The sequence below is a fragment of the Streptomyces sp. NPDC058470 genome (assembly GCF_042721055.1).
In the GTDB taxonomy this organism is placed as follows: domain Bacteria; phylum Actinomycetota; class Actinomycetes; order Streptomycetales; family Streptomycetaceae; genus Streptomyces.
On the sequence record NZ_JBHXMF010000005.1, the window covers coordinates 69854 to 94774 of the forward strand.

Annotated in this window: 26 protein-coding genes and 7 pseudogenes; 15 read left to right on the forward strand and 18 right to left on the reverse strand. The window is 68.4% G+C overall.

The genetic code is table 11. The features are described 5' to 3' along the window. Positions 1–218 precede the first annotated feature (218 nt). Positions 219–1142 carry an LLM class F420-dependent oxidoreductase gene (locus ACFWP7_RS05250; protein ID WP_384376270.1) on the reverse strand — a complete coding sequence of 308 codons (924 nt, stop codon included), beginning with the start codon at positions 1140–1142 and terminating at the stop codon, positions 219–221. A 236-nt stretch (positions 1143–1378) separates the two neighbouring features. Here ACFWP7_RS05250 and ACFWP7_RS05255 point away from each other — a divergent pair, with 236 nt between their 5' ends. Next, entirely contained in the window at positions 1379–1543 is a 165-nt protein-coding gene (locus tag ACFWP7_RS05255) for a hypothetical protein (RefSeq protein ID WP_384376272.1), read from the forward strand. Between the two features lie 408 nt (positions 1544–1951). On the opposite strand, the gene ACFWP7_RS05260 is transcribed toward ACFWP7_RS05255, so the two are convergent. The 4 genes from ACFWP7_RS05260 to ACFWP7_RS05275 form a co-directional block, all read right to left on the reverse strand. After that, positions 1952–2407 (reverse strand): DUF6099 family protein, encoded by a 456-nt coding sequence (locus ACFWP7_RS05260; protein ID WP_384376275.1) that lies wholly within the window; start codon positions 2405–2407, stop codon positions 1952–1954. A gap of 244 nt (positions 2408–2651) precedes the next feature. Further along, complete coding sequence (locus tag ACFWP7_RS05265) at positions 2652–2984, reverse strand: nucleotide pyrophosphohydrolase (protein WP_384376278.1); 333 nt, start codon at positions 2982–2984, stop codon at positions 2652–2654. An 81-nt stretch (positions 2985–3065) separates the two neighbouring features. Continuing rightward, positions 3066–4217, reverse strand: coding sequence for an AAA family ATPase (locus tag ACFWP7_RS05270; protein WP_384376281.1), 1152 nt, complete (start codon positions 4215–4217; stop codon positions 3066–3068). Between the two features lie 130 nt (positions 4218–4347). Continuing rightward, positions 4348–4737, reverse strand: a complete 390-nt coding sequence (locus ACFWP7_RS05275; protein WP_384376284.1) for a cell division protein SepF — start codon at positions 4735–4737, stop codon at positions 4348–4350. A 176-nt stretch (positions 4738–4913) separates the two neighbouring features. On the opposite strand from ACFWP7_RS05275, the gene ACFWP7_RS05280 reads away from it, so the two are divergent. Beyond that, complete coding sequence (locus ACFWP7_RS05280) at positions 4914–5333, forward strand: molybdopterin-binding protein (protein ID WP_384376287.1); 420 nt, start codon at positions 4914–4916, stop codon at positions 5331–5333. 202 nt (positions 5334–5535) lie between these two features. On the opposite strand, the gene ACFWP7_RS05285 is transcribed toward ACFWP7_RS05280, so the two are convergent. Both ACFWP7_RS05285 and ACFWP7_RS05290 read right to left on the reverse strand, forming a co-directional pair. Beyond that, positions 5536–5679, reverse strand: coding sequence for a hypothetical protein (locus ACFWP7_RS05285; RefSeq protein WP_384376290.1), 144 nt, complete (start codon positions 5677–5679; stop codon positions 5536–5538). 135 nt (positions 5680–5814) lie between these two features. Next, entirely contained in the window at positions 5815–5955 is a 141-nt protein-coding gene (locus ACFWP7_RS05290; protein ID WP_384376292.1) for a hypothetical protein, read from the reverse strand. Between the two features lie 78 nt (positions 5956–6033). Between ACFWP7_RS05290 and ACFWP7_RS05295 the strand changes: the two genes are divergently transcribed. The 4 genes from ACFWP7_RS05295 to ACFWP7_RS05310 all read left to right on the forward strand — a co-directional run bounded on the left by ACFWP7_RS05295 (position 6034) and on the right by ACFWP7_RS05310 (position 8888). After that, positions 6034–6804 (forward strand): SDR family NAD(P)-dependent oxidoreductase, encoded by a 771-nt coding sequence (locus ACFWP7_RS05295; protein ID WP_384376295.1) that lies wholly within the window; start codon positions 6034–6036, stop codon positions 6802–6804. A 220-nt stretch (positions 6805–7024) separates the two neighbouring features. After that, positions 7025–7195, forward strand: coding sequence for a hypothetical protein (locus tag ACFWP7_RS05300; RefSeq protein ID WP_384376298.1), 171 nt, complete (start codon positions 7025–7027; stop codon positions 7193–7195). A 233-nt stretch (positions 7196–7428) separates the two neighbouring features. After that, entirely contained in the window at positions 7429–8013 is a 585-nt protein-coding gene (locus ACFWP7_RS05305; RefSeq protein WP_384376301.1) for a TerD family protein, read from the forward strand. A 356-nt stretch (positions 8014–8369) separates the two neighbouring features. Further along, positions 8370–8888, forward strand: a complete 519-nt coding sequence (locus ACFWP7_RS05310; protein ID WP_384376304.1) for a hypothetical protein — start codon at positions 8370–8372, stop codon at positions 8886–8888. A 208-nt stretch (positions 8889–9096) separates the two neighbouring features. Here the strand turns inward: ACFWP7_RS05310 and ACFWP7_RS05315 are convergent, their stop codons facing one another. Together ACFWP7_RS05315 and ACFWP7_RS05320 are read right to left on the reverse strand one after the other, a co-directional pair. Beyond that, the gene (locus ACFWP7_RS05315) at positions 9097–9276 is read right to left on the reverse strand and encodes a zinc-binding dehydrogenase (RefSeq protein ID WP_384376307.1); all 180 of its coding nucleotides are present in this window, start codon (positions 9274–9276) and stop codon (positions 9097–9099) included. Positions 9277–9323: 47 nt separating this feature from the next. Next, a complete protein-coding gene (locus ACFWP7_RS05320; protein WP_384376310.1) occupies positions 9324–9554 on the reverse strand; it encodes a hypothetical protein in 231 nt (76 codons plus the stop codon). 336 nt (positions 9555–9890) lie between these two features. Here ACFWP7_RS05320 and ACFWP7_RS05325 point away from each other — a divergent pair. Then, positions 9891–10253, forward strand: a pseudogene (locus ACFWP7_RS05325) (transposase family protein); the annotation flags it as partial. A 612-nt stretch (positions 10254–10865) separates the two neighbouring features. Here ACFWP7_RS05325 and ACFWP7_RS05330 read toward each other — a convergent pair. Next, positions 10866–11048 carry a hypothetical protein gene (locus tag ACFWP7_RS05330; protein ID WP_384376313.1) on the reverse strand — a complete coding sequence of 61 codons (183 nt, stop codon included), beginning with the start codon at positions 11046–11048 and terminating at the stop codon, positions 10866–10868. Positions 11049–11067: 19 nt separating this feature from the next. Here ACFWP7_RS05330 and ACFWP7_RS05335 point away from each other — a divergent pair, with 19 nt between their 5' ends. Then, positions 11068–11328 (forward strand): polyprenyl synthetase family protein, encoded by a 261-nt coding sequence (locus ACFWP7_RS05335; RefSeq protein ID WP_384376315.1) that lies wholly within the window; start codon positions 11068–11070, stop codon positions 11326–11328. A gap of 633 nt (positions 11329–11961) precedes the next feature. After that, entirely contained in the window at positions 11962–12354 is a 393-nt protein-coding gene (locus tag ACFWP7_RS05340) for a hypothetical protein (RefSeq protein WP_384376318.1), read from the forward strand. Here ACFWP7_RS05340 and ACFWP7_RS05345 read toward each other — a convergent pair. Further along, positions 12318–12982: pseudogene (locus tag ACFWP7_RS05345) on the reverse strand (transposase). The gene ACFWP7_RS05340 and the pseudogene ACFWP7_RS05345 sit on opposite strands and share 37 nt — an antisense overlap. A 68-nt stretch (positions 12983–13050) precedes the next feature. Here ACFWP7_RS05345 and ACFWP7_RS05350 point away from each other — a divergent pair. Then, entirely contained in the window at positions 13051–13335 is a 285-nt protein-coding gene (locus ACFWP7_RS05350; RefSeq protein WP_384376321.1) for a LuxR C-terminal-related transcriptional regulator, read from the forward strand. A gap of 35 nt (positions 13336–13370) precedes the next feature. Here ACFWP7_RS05350 and ACFWP7_RS05355 read toward each other — a convergent pair. The 3 genes and pseudogenes from ACFWP7_RS05355 to ispH all read right to left on the reverse strand — a co-directional run. Then, positions 13371–13638: pseudogene (locus tag ACFWP7_RS05355) on the reverse strand (hypothetical protein); the annotation flags it as partial. A 234-nt stretch (positions 13639–13872) separates the two neighbouring features. Continuing rightward, a pseudogene (locus ACFWP7_RS05360) lies at positions 13873–14586 on the reverse strand (1-deoxy-D-xylulose-5-phosphate synthase N-terminal domain-containing protein); the annotation flags it as partial. Between the two features lie 261 nt (positions 14587–14847). Beyond that, entirely contained in the window at positions 14848–15798 is a 951-nt protein-coding gene (gene ispH / locus ACFWP7_RS05365) for a 4-hydroxy-3-methylbut-2-enyl diphosphate reductase (protein WP_384376324.1), read from the reverse strand. Between the two features lie 549 nt (positions 15799–16347). On the opposite strand from ispH, the gene ACFWP7_RS05370 reads away from it, so the two are divergent. The 3 genes and pseudogenes from ACFWP7_RS05370 to ACFWP7_RS05380 form a co-directional block, all read left to right on the forward strand. After that, positions 16348–17259, forward strand: coding sequence for an SAM-dependent methyltransferase (locus tag ACFWP7_RS05370; protein WP_384376327.1), 912 nt, complete (start codon positions 16348–16350; stop codon positions 17257–17259). A gap of 450 nt (positions 17260–17709) precedes the next feature. Further along, positions 17710–18540, forward strand: coding sequence for a methyltransferase domain-containing protein (locus ACFWP7_RS05375; RefSeq protein WP_384376330.1), 831 nt, complete (start codon positions 17710–17712; stop codon positions 18538–18540). Between the two features lie 246 nt (positions 18541–18786). Beyond that, positions 18787–19199, forward strand: a pseudogene (locus ACFWP7_RS05380) (IS5/IS1182 family transposase); the annotation flags it as partial. Here ACFWP7_RS05380 and ACFWP7_RS05385 read toward each other — a convergent pair. The 4 genes and pseudogenes from ACFWP7_RS05385 to ACFWP7_RS05400 form a co-directional block, all read right to left on the reverse strand. Beyond that, positions 19195–19332, reverse strand: a pseudogene (locus ACFWP7_RS05385) (IS5/IS1182 family transposase); the annotation flags it as partial. The pseudogenes ACFWP7_RS05380 and ACFWP7_RS05385 sit on opposite strands and share 5 nt — an antisense overlap. A gap of 401 nt (positions 19333–19733) precedes the next feature. Beyond that, positions 19734–20033: pseudogene (locus tag ACFWP7_RS05390) on the reverse strand (transposase); the annotation flags it as partial. 171 nt (positions 20034–20204) lie between these two features. After that, positions 20205–21341 carry a cytochrome P450 gene (locus ACFWP7_RS05395; protein WP_384376333.1) on the reverse strand — a complete coding sequence of 379 codons (1137 nt, stop codon included), beginning with the start codon at positions 21339–21341 and terminating at the stop codon, positions 20205–20207. 245 nt (positions 21342–21586) lie between these two features. Next, complete coding sequence (locus ACFWP7_RS05400; RefSeq protein WP_384376336.1) at positions 21587–21763, reverse strand: hypothetical protein; 177 nt, start codon at positions 21761–21763, stop codon at positions 21587–21589. 603 nt (positions 21764–22366) lie between these two features. Here ACFWP7_RS05400 and ACFWP7_RS05405 point away from each other — a divergent pair. Together ACFWP7_RS05405 and ACFWP7_RS05410 are read left to right on the forward strand one after the other, a co-directional pair. Then, entirely contained in the window at positions 22367–23404 is a 1038-nt protein-coding gene (locus tag ACFWP7_RS05405) for a polyprenyl synthetase family protein (protein WP_384376339.1), read from the forward strand. A gap of 318 nt (positions 23405–23722) precedes the next feature. Beyond that, entirely contained in the window at positions 23723–24907 is a 1185-nt protein-coding gene (locus ACFWP7_RS05410) for a cytochrome P450 (protein WP_384376342.1), read from the forward strand. Positions 24908–24921: the final 14 nt, after the last annotated feature.

The following is a 24921-nucleotide window of genomic DNA, read 5'->3' on the forward strand; positions in this document are numbered from 1 at the left end:
TCCGATGACCGGGGCGGGCCCACCGGGCTCAGCACAGGCCCGCAACCTACCGACCCACTCGCCCAGATGACAGGATCGGCGGCGCCCGGCTGAACACCGACCGGCTCGCGCAGATGACAGGGACGGGCCCGCCCACTCGGTGAGCCGGTGGGCGGCGCACTCCTGGAGCGCGCCGCCCACGCCGTCGCCGGACACCCGGCCCGAGCATGGCTCCCGAACTACGCCAGCTGCGACTGAACCCGTGCCGAGACCAGTTCGAGGTGGTCGAGGTCGTCGAGATCGAGGATCTGGAGGTAGATGCGCCGGGACCCGATCGCCGCGTACCGGCCGATCTTGTCGACGACCTCGTCCGGAGTACCGGCCAGGCCGTTGGCCTTCAGTTCGTCGACCTCCCGGCCGATCGCGGCGGCGCGGCGGGCGACCTCCGCGTCGTCCTTGCCGACACAGGCCACGAGCGCGTTGGAGTACGTGATGTCCTCGCCCTTGCGCCCGGCCTGCTCCGCCACGGCGCGCACCCGGCCGAACTGGCGCTCACTGTCCTCGATCGACGCGAACGGCATGTTGAACTCGTCGGCGTACTGGGCGGCGAGCCGCGGCGTGCGGACCGCGCCGTGGCCGCCGATGAGGACAGGCACCTTCGCCTGGGCGGGCTTGGGCAGGGCGGGCGAGTCGGTGAGGTCGTAGTAGGTGCCGTGGTGGCTGAAGGTCTTGCCGGGCTCGGTCGCCCAGAGCCCTGTGACGATCGCCAGCTGCTCCTCCAGACGAGCGAACTTCTCCTTCGGGAACGGGATGCCGTACGCCTTGTGCTCCTCCTCGAACCAGCCTGCGCCCAGGCCCAGTTCCACCCGGCCGCCGGACATCTGGTCGACCTGCGCGACCTGGATCGCGAGGACGCCGGGGAGCCGGAAGGTGCCGGCGGTCATCAGCGTGCCGAGCCTGATGCGCCTGGTCTCGCGGGCGAGCCCGGCGAGGGTGATCCAGGCGTCGGTCGGGCCCGGGAGGCCGTCGGCCGAGCCCATGGGGAGATAGTGGTCGGAGCGGAAGAAGGCGTCGAAGCCGAGGTCTTCAGTGGCCTTGGCGACCGCGAGAAGGGTGTCGTAGGTCGCGCCCTGCTGGGGCTCGGTGAAGATTCGAAGATCCATGCCTCCATCCTGCACGGTCGCGCACCGGTCAACCCATCGGTCCCACGGGGGTACTCCTGTCCCCGGTCGGGTGAAATTCCGTCAACCCCGTGTGTGGCACATCTCCGCGCCAGTGACCCGGTTCGGTGATGATCGTTGGCTCGGGCGGAGCCGGACCGCCCGGCACCGTCGCCGGCGGTCGCCGGGGCGTCACCCGCACCGGTCCCCTGTCGGGACCACGGGCCGAGGAGGCCGTCATGTCCCAAGACGCAGTTCCACAGCAGGTGGTGCCTGCGCAGCCGAAAGGGCTGCTCCAGCAGATGGAGGAGCTGATGGCGGCGCTCAACGCCGATCTGTCCCAACTGGACGCGGATCTTTCGGGGCCCCGGCCCGCTCTCGCGGACGAGGGCGACCGCGGCTGACGCCGGGGGGCGATTTTTCGCCCCCTCCGCCCCTACCCGTCCCTTGTCCCTGGGGGCTACCGCCCCCACACCCCCGCATCGGCCTGAACGGCCTCGTCCTCAAACGCCGGACAGGCTGAATCTTTCCCGGCCCGGAGCTGAAAAATGCCGCCCCCACGGGTGGGTGGGGAGTCGGGATGGCGCCGCCTCGCCCTCAAACACCGGACGGACTCAAAGACCTCCCCGGCCAAGGCTGAAGAAGCCACCCCCACAGGTGGGTGGGGAATCGGGATGGCGCCGCCTCGCCCTCAAACACCGGACGGACTCAAAGACCTCCCCGGCCAAGGCTGAAGAAGCCACCCCCACAGGTGGGTGGGGAATCGGGATGGCACGGCCTCCTCTTCGAACGCCGGACAGGCCGGCGACTCTTCACCCGGCCGCCTTGTCCTGCAGTGTCAGTCGTCTCAGCATCTCCAGCACCCGGTCCCGGGACTCGTCCGCCGCGTCGATGGCTTCCATGCACTGCCAGTACGTCGCCTGGTCGTCCGCCGCGCAGGCGATTCCGACGAGGGCGATCCCGACCTCGCCCAGGAGACAGCCCAGGCAGACGAGTGCCTCGCGGGCGTCGCCCAACTCGGTGAGCCGGGCGGCCCGTAAGGCGCTGACGTCGAGGGCATGGGCGCCGAGGACGCCGCAGCCTCGGCCCGCCAACTCGGTCAGCCCCAGGGCCTCGCCCCGGAGTTCGGGCGGTCCGGAGACGGCGAACCGGCTGCCTATCGCCTGGGCCAGGGCATGCGCCTGCCACGCCTCCCGCATCACCTCCGGGGTCTCGCCGGTCCCCGCCAGAGCACGCCTGCTCGCCACGATGAGCCGCATCGCCTCCATGCGCTGTCCCCGTCTGTCCCGACGTGCTCACCACACGTCCACCCGAACCCCGCTGTCCACTACCCAGAGTGAGCTCAGGCGGGACGAAAAGCCAGAGGAAGCCCGAAATCTGTGGACACAGAGTTGAACGTGGACAACTCGATAACTCCGGAGCGTGATAATTCCACGGACTACCCGGACTTCCCGAACTACCCGAACACCCTGAACTGCCCGGGCTACCGGGGTTCCTGAGATGTCCCGGCCGTCACGGCCCCTCCGGCGCCGGAAACCTCCGCTCGTTCCGGTCGATCTTCGCGTCGAGCGCCGCGAGCGGGTCGATGCCGAGCACCTCGCAGAACTGGAGCAGATAGGCCAGGACGTCCGCGACCTCGTCGGTGACGCGGTGGGCGGTGTCCGCGTCGTCCATCACCCGGGCCGACTCCTCCGGCGTCAACCACTGGAAGATCTCCACCAGTTCGGACGCCTCCACGCTCAGCGCGGCGACGAGGTTCTTGGGTGTGTGGAAGGGCTGCCAGTTCCGCGCGGCCGCGAACTCGGCCAGCCGGCGCTGCAGTTTCCCCACGTCCAGTTCACTCACGAGTCACGTCCAGCTTCCGTCACGACTTACGTCCGGTCCGAGTACCAGCCCCGGTGTACCAGCCCCCGCAACCGCTGAAGGCTACAGCTCCACCACCGTCACGCCAGGCACCCCATACCCCCAGGAGGCGTCGCTCACCGTGCCGACCAGCCGGATGTGCCCACGCTCGCACATCCGCGCCGCCAGCCGCACCAGCTCCCCCGTCTGCCGGGCGTCCAGGCAGCGGTCGAGACCGTCGGCCAGGACGGTCAGCGTCTGGAGGGCCGCGGGAACCTCACCGGCCTGGTCGACCGCCAGGACTCCCGGCCCGGTGAGCAGCACCAGTGCCAGCGCCAGGTACCTCAACTCGCCGTCCCCGAGCAGCCCCAGCTCCGTACGGAGGCCGTCGCCGCGGTCGAGGAACGCTCGGATCGTGCCGTCGCACAGGGGCTCGCCCAGTACGTCGGTGACGCGGCCAGCGCATCCGGAGTCGACCGCGGTGACCAGCTGCGCGTGCCGTCGGCCGCACTCCGCGCGGGTACGCCAGAGCACTTCGGCGATGTTGTCGCAGCCGCGCAGCAGCAGACCGGATCCGACCGGGACGGGGGCGCGCATCAGCCGGGGGCTCGGGTCGCAGGCGAAAACGGACCGCAGCGCGAGCACCATCTGCTCGGCGGCAGCGAGGACTTGGCGCTCCCCGGCCGTCCGGCCCGAGACACGCAGCGGCAGGAGCGCGGTACCGAGGCGGTCGTCGGGGAGCGGGCCCCGGGTCACCGCGGACGAGCCCCCGGTGTGCCAGGCGGCCTGGACCACAGGGCGCCCCGGGTCCCGTAGCGCCGTCTCCAGCAGGGTCAGGCCGCCCGCCGTCAACCGCTCGCCCACGATGCGCAGTTCGGGCTCGGCCTGTACGGCGATATCGAGACGGACCGGGCCCTGCGGACCGTTGACGGTGCAGCCGATACGGAAGCCGCGTCGTCGCTGGGCATCGGGCCGGGCCCGCTCGGGCACACAGGTGACCGGAGCCGGGAACACCTCTCCCAGCTCGGCGCCGCTGCCGAGCCGCGCCAAGGCCTCGTACGCCCGCAGGGCACTGGTCTTGCCGCTGCCGCTCGGCCCGGCGACGAGGGTGAGCGGTCCGAGCGGGAACCGGACACGCCGGTGCGCGGCGAAGGCGGCGAGCCGCAGCTCGGTGACGCCCGGGCGGTCGGGGCGCACCTCCGCCACCGCGGGGGCTTCCAGAGAGGGCAGGGTCATATCCGGACGGTAGGCCTCCGCCGTCAGGCGAACCGTTCCACCTCGGAAACCTTCCTACGATCGAGGGACGGACCACCGACCGATCCCCAAGCCGCACCCGACTGGCTACGGCGTACCGAGGACCCCGCCGTCACACCCCAGGAATCCGCGCTCCCTCCATCAGCCCCTGAACCTCGGTCCCCGGCGGCGTCAGCAGGAACACGTTCTTGTCGACGCGGTGCATGCCGCTCGCCAGCCCGAAGACCACGCCGGTACTGAAGTCCAGTACCCGCTTGGCGACTTCGGTCTCCGCGCCGGTCAGGTCGAGGAGGACGGGTATGCCCGCCATCAGGGTCTCGGCGACCTCGCGCGCGTCCGCGAACACGTTGATCCGCAGCACCATGAAGCGGCGGCGCGCCTCCGTCGGGGCCTCGGGTATCGACCGGTGGTCGACTGCCGAGGGCCAGGCGTCCCGGCCCCGCAACGGAACTACCTGGGCGAGCCCCTCCCACTGTTCGTCGGTGGCGTCGTGGCCGTTCACAGGTCCACCCCGTCCTGGCTCGCACTCGTTGTCTGCACCGGGCAATTCTTACGCATGGTCACCCGTTCGGCCCAATAGCGACACGGTCGGCGACCCGTCCGCGAGCCCCGAACCAGCGGCAAGACAGACATAATGGGTCGAACCTTCCAGCCCGTACCGCAATCGAGGCGTTCCTCATGAGTCTGAGCATCCGCAATCAACTCCCCGGCACCGTCGCCTCCGTCACCCCGGGTGAGGTGATGGCGACGGTGAAGGTGCGTCTCGACGGCGGTCAGGACCTCACGGCGGCCGTCACCCTGGAGGCCGTCGAGGACTTGGGACTGACCACGGGTTCCGCGGTCCGCGCGCTGATCAAGTCGACGGAGGTGTCCCTGGCCACCGGCCCGGTGAGCGGGGTCAGCATCCGCAACCAGCTCCCCGGCACGGTCACCGACGTCGCCACCGGGGGCGCCATGGCGCGCGTGAAGGTCGACGTCGCGGGCGGCGAGCTGACCTCCGCGATCACCAAGGACGCGGTCACGGAACTCGGCCTGGCCACCGGTTCCCCGGTCGTGGCGCTCATCAAGGCGACCGAGGTGTCACTCTCGAACGCCTGACGGGCGAGCCCGCGCCCGGCCGCCGGGCCGCCGGCTCTGTTCGTGGTCTTCGTAAAGTCGCCGCACCGCCGACCGGTGTTCACCGCGTCCGAGGCGAGCCTGCCAGGCAGCGCGGCCTGAGCCGCGTACAGGCGTCCGGCTCAGCGGCGACGGTCCTGCCCTGGTGCGCCTTCCATCCAGTGACCGGCTCGCAGGACGGCCACTACTTGTTGATGATGGCCACGGCCCCGCTCCTGCCGGCCCCGTCCATGACGGCGGTGACCCTGGCGGCGACGGGCTCACCACCCCTGTCGTCGGTGCACGCCGGTCCACCGGCGTCCTCGCCGAACTCACTTTCCGAGCACACGGCTTGGGAGACTCCGCCCCGCGTCCGCACTTCGCCCTCACCGCCGAGCAGGGCGTGAGCCGCTACCGGCCCCTCGCGTCCGGACCCACCGAACTCCCCGCCCACGGCCCGGCACCGCTACGAACTCCTGCCGCCCTACGACAGGTTCACCCTCCCCCACGCCGGAGTGGGCATCCGCATCCGGGCCGTCTCGGCGTCGCCGACGACCTTGTCGAGCGCGAACGTGCACCTGCCTGCCGTCAGGACCGGCCAGGGCTGACCGGTCGCCGGCGCCACTGAATCCAGTGCGGGCCCCGGAGTTCGGTCGCTGCCCGCGGCTGTTCCGCGGGTACGGGCGCGTGTTGGAATGCTGGGATGCCGGACTTCGCCAACAGCACAGGCACCGCGTTCGTCGCGGGCGGCACGGGCGGTATCGGCGCGGCGGTCGTACGGACGCTCGCCGAGCGGGGCAGTGACGTGACGTTCACGTATCGCGCCAACCAGGCCGCTGCCGACGCCCTTGCCGCTGAGGTGAAGGCGTACGGGCGCCAAGTCCTGTCCCTGCGGCTCGACTTGACCGACGAGTCGGCCACGGCGGGAGCGGTGTCCGAGGCCGCATCGACGTTCGGTGGCATCCACACCCTGGTGTACGCGGCGGGCCCGCACGTGCCGATGGTGCACCTGAGCAAGGTCACGCCGAGCCAGTACCGCGCCCAACTCGACGCGGACGCCGGGGCGTTCTTCAACCTGGTCCATGCCGCGCTGCCGAGACTGCGGGAGAGCCGGGGCGGCATCGTCGCCGTCACCACCGTGGCCACCCGCCGGTTCCCCGTCCGGGACGGGCTCTCGTCGGGCACGAAGGGCGCGGTCGAGGCGGTCGCACGGGCACTGGCCGCCGAAGAGGGACGGTACGGGGTACGCGTGAACTGCGTCGGCCCCGGCATGCTGACCGATGGCATCGCCGCCCGCCTGATCAACTCCGGCGACCTCGACGAGGCGGCACTGGAGATCACCCGACGCAACATCCCCCTGCGCCGGTTCGGCGACGCGACGGACATCGCCGAAGCGGTCGCGTTCCTGGCGTCCGACCGGGCCGGCTTCATCACCGGACAGGCGCTGGGCGTGGACGGCGGGTACAGCGTCTAGCGCCTGGGGTACACCCCGCCCGGAGAACACCGCGCCCGAGGCGAGCCTGTCAGGCAGCGCGGCCCAAGGCGCGTACACCGCCTCCAGGCAGGCATCGTCGGTCCGACCAAGCCTCTCGCAGTGATGCATGCACCGGGGGGCCAGGGCATCCCCCGTACCAACGCCATCGCGAGCGGGCCGAGGCGGTGCCGAGGTCGCCGACGGGGCGAGCGCCCGTGTCGTGTTCGTCGCGCCCGACGGGCAGCGGGGCACCTCGTCCGAGAACCGTGCGGTGATCGAGAAGTTCCCGGCCGAGGGGTCCGACGGTTTGCAGGTCGGCTGTGCGGTGAGCTCCTTCCGGGCGAAGGCGGTGAGCGAGGACGCCTCGACGGCGTACTCCACCGCACGATGACGAAGCCCAACGCCCGCGATCGCCTACCGGTCGGGCCTGGTACGCCTCTCACCGGTCTCGTGCCGAACGAGGCGAACGCACGCAGCCGTACGACTGTCACGCTCAGCGACCTGTCTCGACCCAGTCGCCTCTCCCGGCTCCGCTGTCCCGGTATTTCTGGACCTGGTGTGCTCGACTTCGACCGCTCCAGACACAATTCGTGTGTCGCAGTCACCTCACCAAGGGGTTCACGCATGATCACACTTACGAAAGAAGACGGCCCGGCGGATCTGGATGGGGTGACCCACCTGACCATCGGAGCGTCCTGGGACCCGACCGTCGGCAGCAGCGGCGGCCTGATCGGGAAGATCCGGCAGAAAGTCGGGACCGATCTCGACCTGATCGCCATCGCGATGCAGGGGCCGGACCCGGTGCGACTGGCCGGCCTCGACTCCCCGGATCCGCTGGGCAACGGCTCGCTGCTGCACAGCGGGGACAACCAGACCGGCCAGGGGGACGGCGACGACGAGACGGTGACCGTCAACTTCGCCAAGGTGCCGTCCAACATCACGTCCATCGTGTTCGTCGCCGCCGCATACAAGAAGGGCAGCAACTTCCAGAAGGCCCGGAACATCAGCTTCAAGGTGTACGACGCCACGGGCGGCAGCTCCCAGCAGGTCGCCGACATCTGGCCGAGCCTGCTCAGCTCCGACAACGGCTGCGCCGTGGCCAAGGCCATTCGGGACGGCGCGAACTGGAAGCTCCAGGTCATCAACGAGACCGGGAAGATCAAGCAGGGCGACGAAAAGGCCCTGATGCGCTTCGCCGTGAGCAAGTAGCGGGCTCCGGGTCGGCGCTGTCCCCAGCGCCGACCCGAACGCCGGGCGCCCGGTGCGTGGTCCGAGCAGAACGCGACAACTGCCTGAGAACATCCGCCCCACGCGAGACGTCACGGCGTCCCACGCATCAGGAATCACGCCAATATCGGCATGCACCGCCTGACAGCCGGCCGGCAGGGCTCCGCCCCTGTGAGCCTCGCGCCCCCTCCCCATGCCGTGCGGATATGCAGCCCAGGCACCCACTTCACACACTCGCCGCACCGCCGTCACACAAGGAACACATTCAGCCGGTCCACGGTCGGGGCGCGCTTCGCGGGGCAGACGGCGTGCGTACGGCCCACCTAGCCTCCCGAGCCATGCGATCACCACTGATGACACGTCTGGGCCTCGCCCCCCTCCTCGGTTTCCTCCTCGCCGTCTTCGGCCTGGGCACGAGTGCGAGCGCGGCGGACACCGACCTGACGTTCGCCACCGACTCCGCCACCACGACGCCCGGCGGCACGGTGAACCTCTCGATGACGCTGACCAACAACAAGACGTACGACATCCTGTTCGTCTACCAGACGATCGATCCCACCTGGCTGACCACCCAGCGGCCCGACCTCAAGTACAGCTTCACCGGCTGCAGCCTGACCACGAGCGCCGGCAGCACCCCCTGCTCCGGGACCGGGCCCACCAACCTGGGCACGAACTACGGCGCCACGATCCCGCCCGGGCAGAGCCGGACGGTCAACCTGACCCTGCAGGTCGCCGCCGACTCGGGCTGCAACGGCAACATCGGCTTCTACTCCTACTACTACGCGGACTTCAGCGACGCCACGAACACCAGCGGCGGCCCGGTCTACACACCGGAGACGCGCGTCCTCTGCGCCTGACCTCCGACCGACCCACCGACACCCCGCGTCCGGTCCCACCGCGCGGGGTGTCCGTCAGGTCCACCACAATCCCGTACGCCGACACCCGGCCGCCGCCGAGCCGTCAACCGAACTCGTCGCGGCTGTGCGGTGCGCGGAACCCCGGCGTGCGTTCCAGACGGCGCCGGCCGGCCGCACCAGCCCGAGCGGTACGCCGCGGCGGCTCGGGTCAGGTGGCAGCCGCCCGGTGCGGGGAGCGGAGGTCGACGACAGCGTCGGCTCCCGTCGCACGGGCCAACTCCCGCTTGGCACCTGCGCCCGCGGTGCCGGTGACCTGGCCGGCCCCGGCCGCACGGGCGAGCTGGGCCGCGATGTGGCTCACGCCGCCGGCCGCCGCGTGCACCAGCACGGTCTCGCCCTTGCGCAGCCGCCCGGTCCTGAGAATGCCGAGGTCGATCAGTCCGGTGCCCGGCAGGACAGCGGCCTCGACCGCGTCCAGTCCTCGGGTACGACGGTGGCGGCGAGGGTGAAGGCGCCGCTCCGGAGCGTCGAAGGCGCGCCCTCGACGTCCGGTCCCACCACGGTGACCCTGCCGACCACGTGGCCGCCGAGGACGACGGGGAAGACGGGCCGCCACATGGGAGCGGGGAAGACCTCGCGCCGCAGCTGGGTCTGGGCGTGGCCCACGCCGACCGCCTCGACGGCGATCCGCACCTGCCGGGGCCGGGCTCGGGGACCGGGTGCTCGGCGACGTACAGGACGTCGGGGGCGCTGTGCCGGTCGAACTGCGCGGGACGCGTCACTTCTCCTCCTTCCGCGGCGGCCCGTCCCGCCCGAGTGCGGCCAGTACGACGTGGCGGCGGTCGTCCGGTACCGGACGAGTTCGGCATAGGTCCGGTGCCCGTACGCGGCTTCGGTCTGGCCGACCACGGGGCTCGACAGCCTCCGGGGTGACGACGGGCCGTCCGAGCCCGCGCCACCCCTGTTCGAGGCCGCCTCCGAGATGCCCAGCCACTTCGCAGGCCACCCGGCCCTCACGACCTGACCGCGGCCCTCACCCACCGCATCATCCGGATCTGCGAGCGTCACGTCGTCCCGATCCTCACCGACCGCGCCTACACAGGCGCCGGCCCCGGAGTCAGCACCGGACCCGAACGGCCACCGGGCGGCGAACCAACCCTCACCCAGCGCACCGTCAACCGGGCCCTGGCCTCGGTGAGGGTACCGGTCGAACGAGGCATGGCACGGCTGAAGTCCTGGCAGATCTTCTGCAGATCCCGCACCAGCCCCAACCGCATAACCGTCATCACCAAACCTGTGCACACCCTGGAGAGACAACGCCGAAAATGCTCACCGGCCGAATTCGCGCAGTTCATCGCGGCGTAGCGGGCGTTCACCCCCACGAAAGGCACACCAGCGAAGGCGGTGTCGAGCGGAAGCGGAGCCAGACGCACAATTCCGGCCACCGCCGGAAGAGGGTCCCTGCCATTCAGGCACGATAGATGCCTGAATGCGGTTCTCATCAGCCCGTTTCCCGCCCGAATGACCCACCCTCCCCCACCCGCACACGAACATGCACGCGCATACGCCATGGAGACGGAAAAGAACCGGTAGCACTGGTCAACCCGGCATTGTATAGGCCACCTATCCACACCGCCCCGCCGAGGCATCCCGGCGAATCCTGGATGGAAAATTACATGAGCCCTAAAACACCCAAGGCAGGCCAAACCATGATCATCGGACGGGGATTCAGCGTCGTCCGCGCCTGCGCCCGCACGCCCGGTTGCTGGGCATGAATCCCGCCAGGCTGACCCCAAGTCGTTGACATGACTGGGAGAGGTCACAGAGACTCACATCCGGTAGGGCCGGTTCCGGCAGCCAGCCGAATTCCGGAAAGGAACCCGGATGATCTGCGATGTTGCCGCGCGCCCAGAAACTTCCCGCACCTCCGCATCGGAACTCCGCTGCACGGCGAAGCGGGCAGGAGGTGAAGGGGTGTCATGACACACTTGCAAAATGTTCGTCAAATTGACAACTGCTTGATGCTTCCGTCAGCGAATTCCATGTGGTCCACTCACGCGGCTGGAGAAGAAAAGCGATGAGCACAGACATCGCCTCGCCCACCGGATCGCGTGCCCTGATATCACCTGATACAGCACGCACCACGGTGGTGCCTTTCATCGAGAAGAACGTTTCCGCGATGGAGCCGACCCCGGCCCGTATCTGCGGTTACCACTTCGGTTTCATCGGCGAAAGCAGGGAACCCAGCAGAATCGGCACCGGGAAACCGACCCGCGCGCGCCTCACGATGACCGTCGCCGACGGATTCGGGATGCGTCCCGAGGACGTACGGGTCCAGGCGGCGGTCGAATCGCCGCACAACGCGGCACTGCTCCGCGACGACATCGCGGACTCCGACGACTTGCGGCGGGGCCGGTCGCGTGGAAGGCATTCGGCCTGAGTCCGGCGATTGACACCGGAAACGCACTCCGGGGCGCGTCCTAGAACTGGTCGTGGACGACTCCGCACCCGGAAGCAAGGAATCGCCCAGTCGTTCGCCAAGGCTTTCACCCTGGTGCACACCGGCCAGGCCCGCGAACTCCCCCCTCCTGCCGGGCCTGCGCGCCGGACTGACGACGTACGAGTAGGTGATGAGAAAGAAGGCGTCGGCACTGCTGCGGTTCGCTCCGGGGCACCAGCGGGGTGAAGGCACCCAAGAGCGCGCCGGCCACCCTGCGCGACGCGGCCCGGCACCTGGACATCGCCCATCCGGGGAGACCTCAAGCGCCGCGACCTCACCTACCTCGTCCTCGGTCTCCCCCTGCCGGCTCGGCCGGGCCGGCAGGGGGAGACCGAGGACACCACCGAGGCGCACCTGCGCACGCCGGCCGGTCCCATCGAGGAAGCCGGTGGCCGCCGGACGGCCGAGGAACTGTCCCGACAACACCTGGACACGGCGGTCAAGCACCTGGCACAGGCGGGACTTCCCCTCCGCGACCGCCGAACCGACCATCCTGTTCGACCGCATCGTCAAGCGCACGGCGTGACCGCACCACCCGCAGGCGCAACATCTCGATAGGAGTAGCCCCCCACAATGCCCCCCACTCACGACAGCTCCGCTCCCCCTGTCATCCGCTCCGAGTTCGGGCGCCGCGCACCGGCCCACTACGAGACCAGGACCCTGGACCCGACCAACCTCCCGCTGGGCGAGGAGGACGGGCTGTACCACCACTACGCCCTCGGCGGCTTCAACAAATCCGCGCGCGAAGTCCCCGAGGCCAAGCGGGAGATGGCCGTCCTCGGCGAGACGGGCCGCATCGAGGACGAGCCGTTCGTGCCGGTCCCGCGCCAGCTCGCCCCGCTCTCCTTCGACGCCCGTATCTTCGGGGAGTTCGCGCGGAGTTCGCGCGGGTGCCGCGCCCGGGTGGCCGCCAGGCCGTTTCTCCCGGATCACCGCGTGGACCAGATGAAGGTGGCGGCGAGGTAGACGGTGGAGGTCTTGTCGTAGCGGGTGATCAGGCCGTGCCACTGCTTGAGCTTGTTGATGCAGCTCTCGGCGGTGGTGCGCTGCTTGTAGGCGTCGCGGTCGAAGGCCGGTGGTCTGCCGCACGGCTGCCGAGACGCTTGCGATGGGCCGCTCGGTCGGTCGGCTGCGGCATCACCGCCCGGATACCGCGCCGCCGCAGGTGGTCGCGGATCGCCCGGGACGAGTACGCCTTGTCGCCAAGGACCACGTCCGGTGTGGTCCTTGGCCGACCGATCGGCAGGGGACCACGACCTCGCGAAATGCGAGTGCGCCACCGCGCCGGCCATGCGGGGTGACGAGCGCGAGCGGACGGCGGTGGAGTCGAGGGCCTTCTCGGCATCGGCCTGGGCGAGCAGGGCGGTGGAAGCCTTCTCCCAGGTGCCATCGGCAGCCCACTTCCGCAGGCGGTTGTGGACGCCCTCCACGGACCAAAACGCTCGGGCAGGTCCATCCATGGAGTCTCCGCGCGGTACTTGAACGCGATCGCGTCGATCACCTGCCGGTGATCACACCACCGAACTCCCCGCTTCGGTGTCCGGTCCGGCGATAACGGCTCGATCCTCGCCCACTGGACACCACTCAACGACACACATCAACCAACGATCAGATCATCCGAAGGACACGGCCCACTCGGGCTGTACGGAATAGATGGGTGCCATGGATATTGATCAGAATGGCTGCGAAGTGCCCCAGCCGGTCGGTGACTGGGTTCCCAGCTCGATCCAGGTCAGGATCCTGGAGGGCGTTGCGGCCGGCTTCTCCAGTGGGCGACTTTCCAGAGAGTTGTACCTCAGTTCGAAGACCATCGACTACCACGTCCGCGTCATGTCCGACAAGCTTCAGGCACCGAATCGTGTCGCGTTAGTTTCGAAGGCGTTCGTCCTTCAGATTCTGCGAACAGATGTGTGGCCCCCGCAGATCGCCTATGAAACTGTGGATTAATGCTCGGTAGTTGACGAGATCGTATTTCCGTACGTTTATGCATGACCGGCTGCGTCATCGTGTAACTGCTCCTTTCCCCCATCCCATCGGTCCGAGCCGGCCGGATGCGGGGCGAGGACGGCTTGGACGAGGACGGTGACTCGGGTGGTGGAGCACCGTGGTGCGCCGATCGGGCACCTCCAGTGTGGCTATGGCCTGCTCGACGAGGGCGCGGATCTTCGCACGGGACCGATTCGCGCCCTTCCGGCTCATGACCGCGTGCTGCTCGGCGATGCCGACGTCGATCACCCCGTACGGAACCCTGCGCTGGAGCGGCAGGAGCCCGGTCGGCTCGGCCATCGCGGCGGTGATCGCCACGAGATCGTCGCGCTGCTCGGCCAGTTGGACCAGCTTCTCGCCGAACACGGACGTGAACGACGGGGGCGATGCCTTCAGCGCCTGCCCGCTGCGCGGATCCATCGGTTTGACGGCGTGGCCGCGGTCGAGGTCGTTGTTCTCGGTGTGCCGGTATCCCCTGCCCCTGGCGGTGATCACATGCACCACCACCGGCCCGCCCAGTGCGCCCGCGTGGCGCAGGGAGTCCTGGACGGCGGAGAGGACGTGACCGTCGATCGGGCCGAGGTAACCGAGCCCGAGTTGTTCGAACACGCCCGGTCCGCGTCCGGTGCGCAGGTCGGCCAGGTGCTCGGCCGGCCCGCCGACGGTCGGCGCGTAGGAGCGCTGGTTGCCGTTGAACACGATGACGAGCGACCGCTGCGGCCCGCCCGCGATGTTGTTGAGCGCTTCCCAGGCCATGCAGCCGGTCATCGCGCCGTCGCCGATGACCGCGACGGTCGCCCGGTCGGGTCGGCCGAGGTGTGCGTCCGCTCTGGCCAGTCCGTCCGCGTAGGACAGCGCGGTGGACGCGTGCGAGTTCTCGATCAGGTCGTGCGCGGACGCCTCCCGGCTCGGGTGGCCGAACACCCTTCCCGACCTGCGCAGCCGGTCGAACCCGGCCTGGCGGCTCATGAGGATCTTGTGCGCGTAGGACTGGTGCCCGGTGTCCCACACCAACCGGTCGCGCGGGGACTCGGATACCGCGTGCAACGCGATGGTCAGCTCGACCACGCCCAGGTTGGGCCCGAGGTGTCCTCCGGTCGCGGAGACCCGCTCGATCAGGAACGCGCGGAACTCCCCGGCGAAGTCGCGGAGTTCCCCGGCGGCCAGCTCACGCAGCCGCGCGGGGTCACGCACGGTTTCCAGCAGCGTCATGCCGAACAGTGCTCCTCACCGGGTGTGGTAAGCGGTCGTGGCCGCCCTCTCGGTCGGTTCGGACCGACCGCCCGGCGCGATGCCGGTTCGGCCGACGGCCTCGTGTGCCGGCTGGCGCCGGGAAGGCCCGCACGGCATGTGGTGGCCGCGGCTGGTCGGACAGGCCGGGACGACGGCCGACGCGGCTCGGCGCCGACGCGCTCTCGCCGACGGTGTCCTTGCCGGCGCCATCGGCGACGGGAATCGCCCGGTCTCGATCGGTCACGGGACGTCCGCCACTCCGGTCAGCCGCGAGGGCGGGGAGAACACGATGTCCTCGGTCGCCACCCGTTCCACGGACGTGTCCGCGTAGCCGAGTTCGGCGAGCCGGTCGAGCAGCTGGTCGACGAGGATCTCCGGCGCGCTCGCCCCGGCGCTCACGCCGACCGTGCTCACGCCGGCCAGCCACGTGGGGTCGAAGTGGGTCACGTCCGGCACCAGTTCGGCCCTGCCGCCGAGCCTGCGCGCCACCTCGACCATCCGGATCGAGTTGCTGGAGTTGGTCGAACCGACCACCAGCACCAGGTCGCACCGGTCCACAATGGCCCTGATGCCGTCCTGACGGTTCTGGCTGGCGTAACAGATGTCGTCGCCGGCGGGCCCGCGCAGGTCGGTGAACCTGCGCTGGAGCACGGCGATGATGTCCCTGGTCTCGTCCACCGAGAGCGTGGTCTGGGTGAGGTAGGCGACCGGTGCGTCGGGGGGAAGGTCCAGTGCTTGCGCCCCGGCGACCGTTTCGACGATGACCGTCTGGTCCGGAGCGTGCCCGAAGGTACCCTCGACCTCCTCGTGGTCCGCGTGGCCGATCAGCAGCAACGTCCGCCCGTCGCGGGCGAACCGGCGGGCCTCCTGGTGCACCTTGGCCACCAGTGGGCAGGTCGCGTCGAGCACGTCCAGCCCGCGTGCGTCCGCGTTCCGCCGCACCTGCGGCGAGACACCGTGCGCGGAGAAGACACACACCGCGCCCTCCGGCACCTCCTGTTCGGAATCGACGAACCGGACACCCCGGCGCTCGAACTCGCGCACCACGTAGTGGTTGTGCACGATCTCCTTGCGGACGTAGACGGGCGCGCCGTGCTGTTCCAGCGCGAGGTCGATGATGGCTATCGCCCGGCGCACACCGGCACAAAAACTCCGCGGCTCGGCCAGCAAGACCTGCTTACCGCCACTCATCCCACTCCGTTCCGCGCCACGACGTCCACGTCGGAACGCCTGGCTCGCGTCGCCGAACAGGGCATCCACGCAAGTCAGTGGAAACCGAGTCCTTCCCAGGAAGTCTTATCCGCCGTTGGACGCCGGCTTAACAGCCGGACTCGAAGTACGGCCTTGGCTGTCGCCCAGCGGCCACCAATCCGCAGAGTAGTCCAAATCCAGTCCTGCGCCGCCTTCTTTGGGGTTTTTCCTAAACCCGAAAATGCGCACGCCGCATCGTTGACACGACCAGGGCCGCCCTCCAGGATGGAATCCAATAGCTGCCACTCGATTTCGGTACCACTCAGGATTCCGAATCATGAGGGCGGCTTCATGGATCGCCTAATTTCCTCAGTTCCGGGTGACTCTCGCACTTGCGAAAGGTGCTGGCACAGTTGATGAACATGGAATCTGGTCCGGCGATCCTTGCCGAACCAGGCATCCTCACCGAAATCGTGGCGAGCGCAGCGTAACGTTCAAAGCAGGCCATTCGCCAACGTCGTCGGCATCCGCGCTCTGGAGGAGTGACCCGTGTCGAATCTGGATGAGCTTACAAGTTCACCTCAAACAGCGCTGGACCCTCAGGATGAGGTGAAAATAGTTGGCCAATATTACGACGACAAAACAGCCAGGCTTGTTCGCAAATACGGGCCTGGGCCCAGGATTCACTATCACGTGGGTCACTACCCTTCCTCCGAAGCGCCGCTGCGTGCTGACGATGTGACGCCGGATTCCATTCGCGGCAGCATACGGCTTCATCAAGAGGAATTGCTGCGGTATGCGGCCAAGATCTGGGACGCTGAACAGCGGCTGTCGGGCAGGATCCTGGATGTCGGCTGCGGTCTCGGCGGAGGCTCGCTCTTCTGGGCGCAGGAATACGGCGCCGACGTCACGGCGGTCACCAACGCGCCGGAACACGCGCCGGTGGTCGAAGGGTTCGCGCGGGAATGCGGTGTGGACGGGAGGGTCCGCACACTGGTCAGCGATGCGAAGCGCCTGCCCTTGGACGGCGGCCCCTATGACGCGGCAGTAGCAATCGAGAGCAGCGGGTATTTCGACCGTCCTCTGTGGTTCGAGCGTCTGGCGCGCGTGCTTCGTCCGGGCGCGAGTGTATGCATCGAGGAAGTATTCATCACACGTCCTCACGGGGCCGATGTGTGGGCCGAATACTTCTACACAAAACCGGCTTCGGTGCTCGATTACGTAAAGGCCGCACAGGCCGCGGGTTTCGAATTGGTCGATGACGTCGACGCTACGTCAGAAACCGCGCCGTTCTGGGAGGAGAGTGCCGCCTGGACGAAGGCGGTACTGGACAGTGACAGCAGCCTCTCACCAGTTGACCGCAGGCAGCTGAGGATATCTCTGCTGGCGAACCAGGCGCTTGGCGCTGAATGGCAAGCCGGGGGCGTGCGGCTGGGTTTCTTGCGCTTCGAGCTGAAGTAAGCAAGGAACGTGGCAAGAGGCCGAAAATCCGCACGCAAGCCGGGGTCCTCGCGGCACCTGACGGCTTACGTGGTTGTCAGTAGATCAAGCAAGCGCTGGGCTGGGTTTGCCCAGCCCAGCGCAGCGGGTTTCCGCTCGTCTTTCAATGTGACCGCCGAATTCCAGGGCGGTTGACCAGGATCTTCGCCACAGGAGGATCCGTCATCGGCCGACATGGACCAGTTCGTGATCAACGGCTGGTACACGAAAGGTGCCGCGGACAAGCCCACCGTCGAGGTAGACGGCGGCGGCCGGCCGGTAGGGCTGCGAGTCGCGCCGCTCCACCAGAGCACTGGGGACGACGGGCAGGACCTGCGGTGGCGTACCGGCACGATCATTCGCGGGCTCACCGCCGGTAGAGCTGGACCGCCGCCAGCTTCCCGCAGCCTTCACAAGGATACGGAGTTCTTCATGACGCTCGAACAGTCTCCCGCTCACAGCGATGTCCTCAACGTGTACGACGGGTTCGGCCGGATCTACGGTTCCGCGTGGGGCCCCAATATCCACTACGGCTACTGGGAGAACGACGCCGACGACAGCTCCGTCGAAAAGGCCACGGACCGCCTGACCGACCTGATGATCTCGGGTCTCGCCGCGCAGCCCGGCCAGCGGGTCCTGGACATCGGCTGCGGCATCGGCTACCCCGCACAGCGGCTCGTCCGCACTTCCGACGTGGACGTGGTGGGCATCACCATCAGCCGGATCCAGGTGGAGGACGCCACGAAACTCGCGGCCGAGGCCGGGCTGGCCGACCGGGCCACGTTCCAGTTCGGCGACGCGATGGACATGCCCTTCCCCGACGGCTCGTTCGACGCGGCATGGGCGTTCGAATCGATGTGGCACATGCCCGACCGCGGCCAGGTGATCTCCGAGGCCGCCCGCGTCCTGCGCCCCGGCGGCCGCCTCGCCATCGCCGACGTCATCCAGCGCGACCCGATCAGCCCTGAAGGACGTGTGGTCCTGGACCACGTCGTCGAGCACTACGGGGTGCGCTCCTTGGGCACGGTGGACGAATACCGGACAGCGCTGGCCGACAACGGTTTCGTCGATGTGGAGATCACCGACATCACCGACAACGTCATCCGCACCCTTGGGCTCATGGCCGACGCCGTGGAGACCGTCCGCGACAAGCTGGCCGAACTGGTCGGCGAGGAACAGGCCACCTCGCTCCTCGACTTCATGCGTAAGTTCGGGTCCGTCCCGGAGAGCGGCTACCTCTTCCTGACCGCGGTCCGCGCCTGACTGCGAGTGCCGTCCCCGGGCGTCTCATGGCGTAAGGCCGAGGTCGAGGTACTTTCTGACGCTTCCTGAACAGGTGAGCTTCTTCGAGCCGGCCACCGGTCAACTGTCGGCCGTAAAGCGCGACGAGCGAGGCTTCCGAGCTGTTGATCGAGATGTCTGACGTCTCCATCACGCTGCTCGGGGGCATCGTCGGTTTCCAGTCCTGCCGCACTCGACCTGCCCCAGGCGCGCGTGGAACAGGTCACCATGCTCGTCGTCACCCGTGAGGGCGGCCGGCGCTGCAAGCTCCGCCCGTCTCAACTCGCGAGGGGGCACTGGTGTACCCGCGCGAACACACCAACCTGGCGAAGATCGCCGCCGGGTTCGGGATCGGCGACTCCACCGCACACACCTGCACCATCGCAGTCATCCACCTGCCCGCCGAACGTGCGCCGGGTCCGCCGAAGACGCCGCGCGCACACGAACCCGACGTCGTCCTGCTCGACGGTAGTCTCGCCGAGTGCGGCCGGGTCGACGACGGACGGGCCGACCAACACCGCCGCCACGGTGTGAACGCGCAGGTCTTCACGGGCGCCGGCGGCCGGTCACGGTGGCTCTCGCCCGCCCTGCCAGGCCACGCCCACGACCTGACCGCCACTCGTCACCACCGGATCACCCGAACGACGGGGCCAGTTGCCGCATAGCCAGGTTCGTGTGCCCGCAGGCCGCGACCAGCGATGCACGGTCCTCCAGCGGAAGACTCCACGGCCACCCCTTGGGGACCGCGTCCACACCCTCCCGTCGCACACCCGTCCAGCGGCTCAGCCTTTGCAGCCGTACCCGGAGCCCCCGGGCCCTCCGATCCTACGAACGATCGGATCAGACCCGCGCGTGAAAGGTAGGACAGCCCTTATCAGGGCGCCGGCCCGGGGCTGACCACCGGCATCAAGCGCAGGCCCTCGCAAGAACTCACCCCCAGGCTTGTCACCAGTCCGAAAGACCGAAACGGCCAGCCGTCGAACTGACGGGCCGTCACAGTACGGCCGGGGTGACGACCTCGTGCACGGTTGGCCATGGCCAGTGCCCGGGTGGATCGTAGAACCATGCATGGTGGGGGCTGGGGCGCGTGAGTTGATCGTGGCGGAGTACCGAGTCGCTCTGGTGAGTCCGCGCCATGGCACCGCCCCGTCGGGCGCCACGGGTCGTCGGCGCCGCAGGTCGTCATGGGCCCACACCTCGGGCCGGACCGCCTCGTGCGACAGCTCGGCGTTTCGTCGTCTGGCCGGCAGTGGATGCCACGGCGGCTGGTTCACGAACTGCTGCAGGGCCTGCATGTTGCCGTCCGGCAGCCGATCCGCCATCGGCTGGATCGACTTGCGCCGTCCGTCCGGCATCAGACCTCGCAGATAACACTCACCTCACCGCCGCTGATCCCGCCGGGACAACGACCCGAACACATCGGCAACGAGCTCCGCCAACTCACCCCGGAGCCGTTCCGCCTCCCCCAGCCCCAGACAAGGAAGATGCCCACCACCAGGCGAGATCCCCCGACGTGACGAAGCACTACCAGCCGGCGTCCTGATCCGTGGAACTCAGGGTTTTCCCCTTCGATGCCGTCGGACAGGTGAGCTCTGCGGGGAGCAGCGTGTCCTCCAGGTCTCCCGACGACCGCCCGGATGCCCGTGTCACCGCTGCCGCACCCGCAACTCGGTCAACGCCCGAAGCGGAAACACCGGCCGGTGACGCGGCAGCCGCCCTGGTGCCAGAGTCAGACCTGGCATCCTGGTGGCGAGGGCCTGTATCGCGATCTCCAGTTCCGAGCGGGCGAATCCGGCTCCGAGGCAGAAATGGATGCCGTGCCCGAACGCGAGATGCGAGGCGGACCCACTGCCTGGACTGAACGCGGCCGGACATGCGGAGGATTGACTGCCCCGGCCGGCCGCTCCGTACAGCAGAAGCAGTCGGCTCCCCGCGGCCAGGTGGACATCGCCGACCACGACGTCATTGACCGCGGTCCGGTACATGCCCGCCAGCGGACTGTCGAACCGCAGCCCCTCCTCGACAAGGTCCCGTGTGGCGATCGTCCCGTCGGCCACCTTGGCCCAGCCGCCGGGTGCCTGAAACTGCTGGAAGAGGATGGTGCCAAGCGCCTCGGCACAGGTCATGTGTCCCGCGAAGATCAGTGTGGGGATCATGACGGAAGCCTCGTCGGCGGTGAGCGTACGGCCGGCCTTGCCCTCGTGGAGCAGTTCGCTGATCAGGTCGTCCTGCGGCGAGGCGAGCCGCTCCTGCACGAGTGACCGGGCGAACGCTCCGAAATCCATCAGCCCGCGGGCGTATTCACGCAGCCGGTCGAGATCGGCGTCGCCCCGCAGCATCATGAGTTCGATGCGTTGCTCGGACCACGTGCGGCAGCGGTCGAGGTACCCGTCCGGAATCCCAAGGCGCCTGCCGATCACCTCAAGGGAGTACGGAACCGCGAACTCCGTGATGAAGTCGAACTCCTCCGCGACCGCGACCCGCTCGACGAGATCGGTGGCGACCGCGCGGATCGTGGGTTCGAACTCTCTGACCCTGGCCGGCGTGAACCCGACATTGAGCACTTCTCTGATCCGGGTGTGCTCGGGAGGATCGAGCGAGCCGACGGCCAGAGCATCAGCACCGCGCCACGTGCGCAGCATCCGACTCACGTCCTCGGGCAACGCGACCGCTGGGCGGGGATTGTGGTCGCGCGCCGAGAAGTTCGGGTCGTCTCGCAGCACGGCAACCATGTCCTCGCGCCGGGTGACGCACCACGCGTCGAGCAAAGGGGCGTAGAACACCGGTTCCGTCTCTCCGATGTCGGCCAGAAATGAATACGGGTCGTCGCGATGCGCGCCATACGGATCGAACGACCTGTCCTCATGCAATTGCCCCGAATCAACAGACATCGCCATTCCGCCTCTCAAGCTTTCTGTGAGCCATTCCCGGCAATGATCAGTGACGTTGTGTGATATTGCTCGGCCTGGGAGCTATTCAGCGACCTCGGCATGGCCGACGCGGCCGAAGCGCGGCAGTTCTGCGCCGTTCATCTCTGTGGTGCGTCAGGGAGAAGGTCCAGTGCTTGCGCCCCGGTGACCGTTTCGACGATGACCATCCGGTCGGGAGCGTGCCCGAAGGTACCCACGGCCTCCTCGTGGTCCGCGTGGCCGATCAGCAGCAACGTCCGCCCGTCGCGGGCGAACCAGCGGGTCCCCTGGTGCACCTTGACCCCCAGGGGGGCAGGTCACGTCGAGCACGTCCAGCCCGCGTGCGTCCGCGTTCCGCCACACCTGCGGGGAGATGCCGTACGCGGAGAAGACACACGCCGCTCGGCCGGGAAGACCCGCTTACCGCCACTCGTCCCACTCCGTTCCGCGCCACGACGTCCGCGTCGGAACGCCAGGCTCGCGTCGCCGAAACAGGGCATCCACGCAAGTCAGTGGAAACCGAGTCCTTCCCAGGAAGTCTTATCCGCCGTTGGACGCCGGCTTAACAGCCGGACTCGAAGTACGGCCTTGGCTGCCGCCCAGCGGCTACCAATCCGCAGAGTAGTCCAAATCCAGCCCTGCGCCGCCTTCTTTGGGGTTTTTCCTAAACCCGAAAATGCGCACGCCACATCGTTGACACGACCAGGGCCGCCCACCAGGATGGCGGTCAGAACGATCACGAAAATTCCGGTGCATCACCCCGGGTTCACATTGCGCGTAGACGCGGGAGTTGCCCCAACATATCCAGCACAGCGATTTTCAGTGGTGCAATTCGCGAACCCCATGCGCGTAGCTTCTGACCAGTAATAGGGAAGGCACGCGACCGGAGGAGAATCCCGATGAGCGCACTCGGCAACTCGTCGACCAAACCCCGCACCTTCCTGTCGCCGAAGGCGGCGCGATCCACGGTATTGCCCGTGATGCGGCGCCGGGCCTCCGCACTGGAGCCGACCCTGGCCCGGGTCTGCTCCTACCATCTCGGCTTCATCGACGAACACGGTGTCCCCCACGGTGAGGAGGGCGGCAAGCTGACTCGCGCCGCCCTCATGATGGCGGCGGCTGAGGGAGTCGGACTGCGACCGGAGGACGTGCGGTGCCAGGCGGCGGCTCTGGAATTGCTGCACAACTCAACCCTGATCCACGACGACATCATCGACGCGGACGAGCTGCGTCGCGGCCGCCCAGCCGCGTGGAAGGTGTTCGGTTCCAGTCTGGCCATCCTGGCCGGGGACGCGTTGCAGGCTCTTGGGATGCAGATGGTCGTCGACGACCCCGGCCCCGGCCGTGCGGAGATCTCCCGCGTGTTCGCCGAAGCCCTCGGTCTCGTTCTCGCGGGCCAGGCCCGCGAGTTGACCCTCCGGCTGGGTCCGGGCACCGGGATCTCGGAATACGACCGCATCGTGGAGGAGAAAACGTCCGCGCTGCTGGAGTGCGCACTGGTGACGCCCGCCCTGCGGGCGGGGAAACCGGAACACGTCCTGGCTGCCCTGCGCGGCGCGGGCAGGCACCTGGGTCTCGCTTTCCAGATCTTCAACGACGTCGAGGACATCTGGGGCGACCCGGCAGTGACCGGCAAGCCCGTCCGCAGCGACATCCTGCGGCGCAACCCGACTTTTCCGGTGCTGGCAGCCTTGTCCGCCCACAGCCCGGCCGGCGAACGACTGCGCCGGCTGTGGCACGCCGACAGCACCACGGCGGCGCACCTACAGGAGATGGCCGACCTCGTCGAGGAATCCGGCGGCCGACACACGGCCGAGCAGCTGTCCCGCAGCCATCTGGACTCGGCTCTGGAGCACCTCGGACGAGCCGAGCTGTCCCCGGCCGCGTCCACCGAACTGACCGCGTTGTTCGACCGCATCGTCAATCGCACGGCATGACCCGTGACTCCCGGCAGGGCCGGCATCTGGATCGGAGCACATGATCATGGCTAGGGCCCACGACAACCCGGCCCCGCCCGTCATCCGGGGCGAGTTCGAGCGCTGGGAGCCGGCCCACTGCGTGCTCCGGACCCAGAACCCGATCAACCTGCCGCTGGGCGGTATTCCGTCCACCGCGTGGAGGCGGGCCGGCGGGTCCGCCCTCCTCGTTCCCCGACGGACACCGGGACGAGGAGCTCCAGTTCGTCGTGACCGTCTTCGACACGGTGGTCCGAACCTCGATTCCGGCGGAGGCCGTCAGTGAGTACCCCAGCTCAATTGCCTTTCGAGCAGACGAATGTGCTGCACCTCGCGCCAGGGCTGCGCACGCTCCAGTCCCAGGGCGCGGTCCATCGGGTTCGTACTGCCGAGGGCGACGAGGCGTGGCTGGTCACCGGTCATGCCTGGGTGAGGCAGTTGCTCGACGACGACCGGCTCAGCCGCTCGAATCCCGATCCGCAGGCTGCGGCGAAGGACAGTGGTTCTGCGATTCTCGCCAGCCTGCTGGGCGACTTCGCCACCGACCACACCCGGTTGCGGGCACTGCTGGAGCCGCACTTCTCACCCGAACGGATGCTGGCGCTGCGGCCCTACATCGAAGAAGTGACCGGGCAACTCCTGGACGCAGTGGCCGGCCAGAAACCACCGGTGGACCTACGCGAGGCGTTGGCGCTCTCGCTGCCGATCCAGGTGATGTGCGAGTGGCTGGGCGTGCCCAAGGAGGACAAGGACCGGTTCGGCGGCTGGACCCAGGACGCCGCCAGCGTCGGGGACCCGGTCAGGTCCAAGCAGGGGCTGGGTGAGTTGTTCGCCTATTGCAAGCAACTTGTCGCTGACAAACGGCGAAACCCGGGCGATGACGCGATCTCCAGGATCTGCGCGACCGAGGGGATCAACGACAACGAGGTCATCGGGCTGACGGCGTTGTTGCTGTTCGGTGGTTATGAGACCACGGTGGCCCGGATCGGCACCTGTGTGTCGCTGTTGCTGGCCAACCCCGAGCAGTGGCAGGCGTTGCTGCGCGACCCGAGTCTCATCCCCGGCGCGGTCGAGGAAACCCTGCGGATGTCGATGCCGAATCCGCACAACGGCGGCATGCCCCGTTACGCGCTGACGGACTTCGAGATCGACGGGGTCACCATCCGGACCGGCGACTTCGTGCTGCTGAACATCATCGCGGCCAACCACGACGAGAAGGCCTTCGCCGGCCCCGACCGCATCGATGTCCATCGCGACACCACGGGCAGTCTCGCGTTCGGGCACGGTGCGCACTACTGCGTCGGCGCGACGCTGGCCCGAATGCAGCTGCAGGTGGTGCTCACCCAGCTCGTCGCGCGATTCCCGACCCTGCGTCTGGCTGTCGGTGTGGACGAGCTGAGGCTGCGCCTCAACACGCTGATCGGCGGGTTGATCCAACTTCCGGTGACATGGCGATTGGATCCTGATGCTGCACGAAATATCTAGAGGCGTAGTCACGA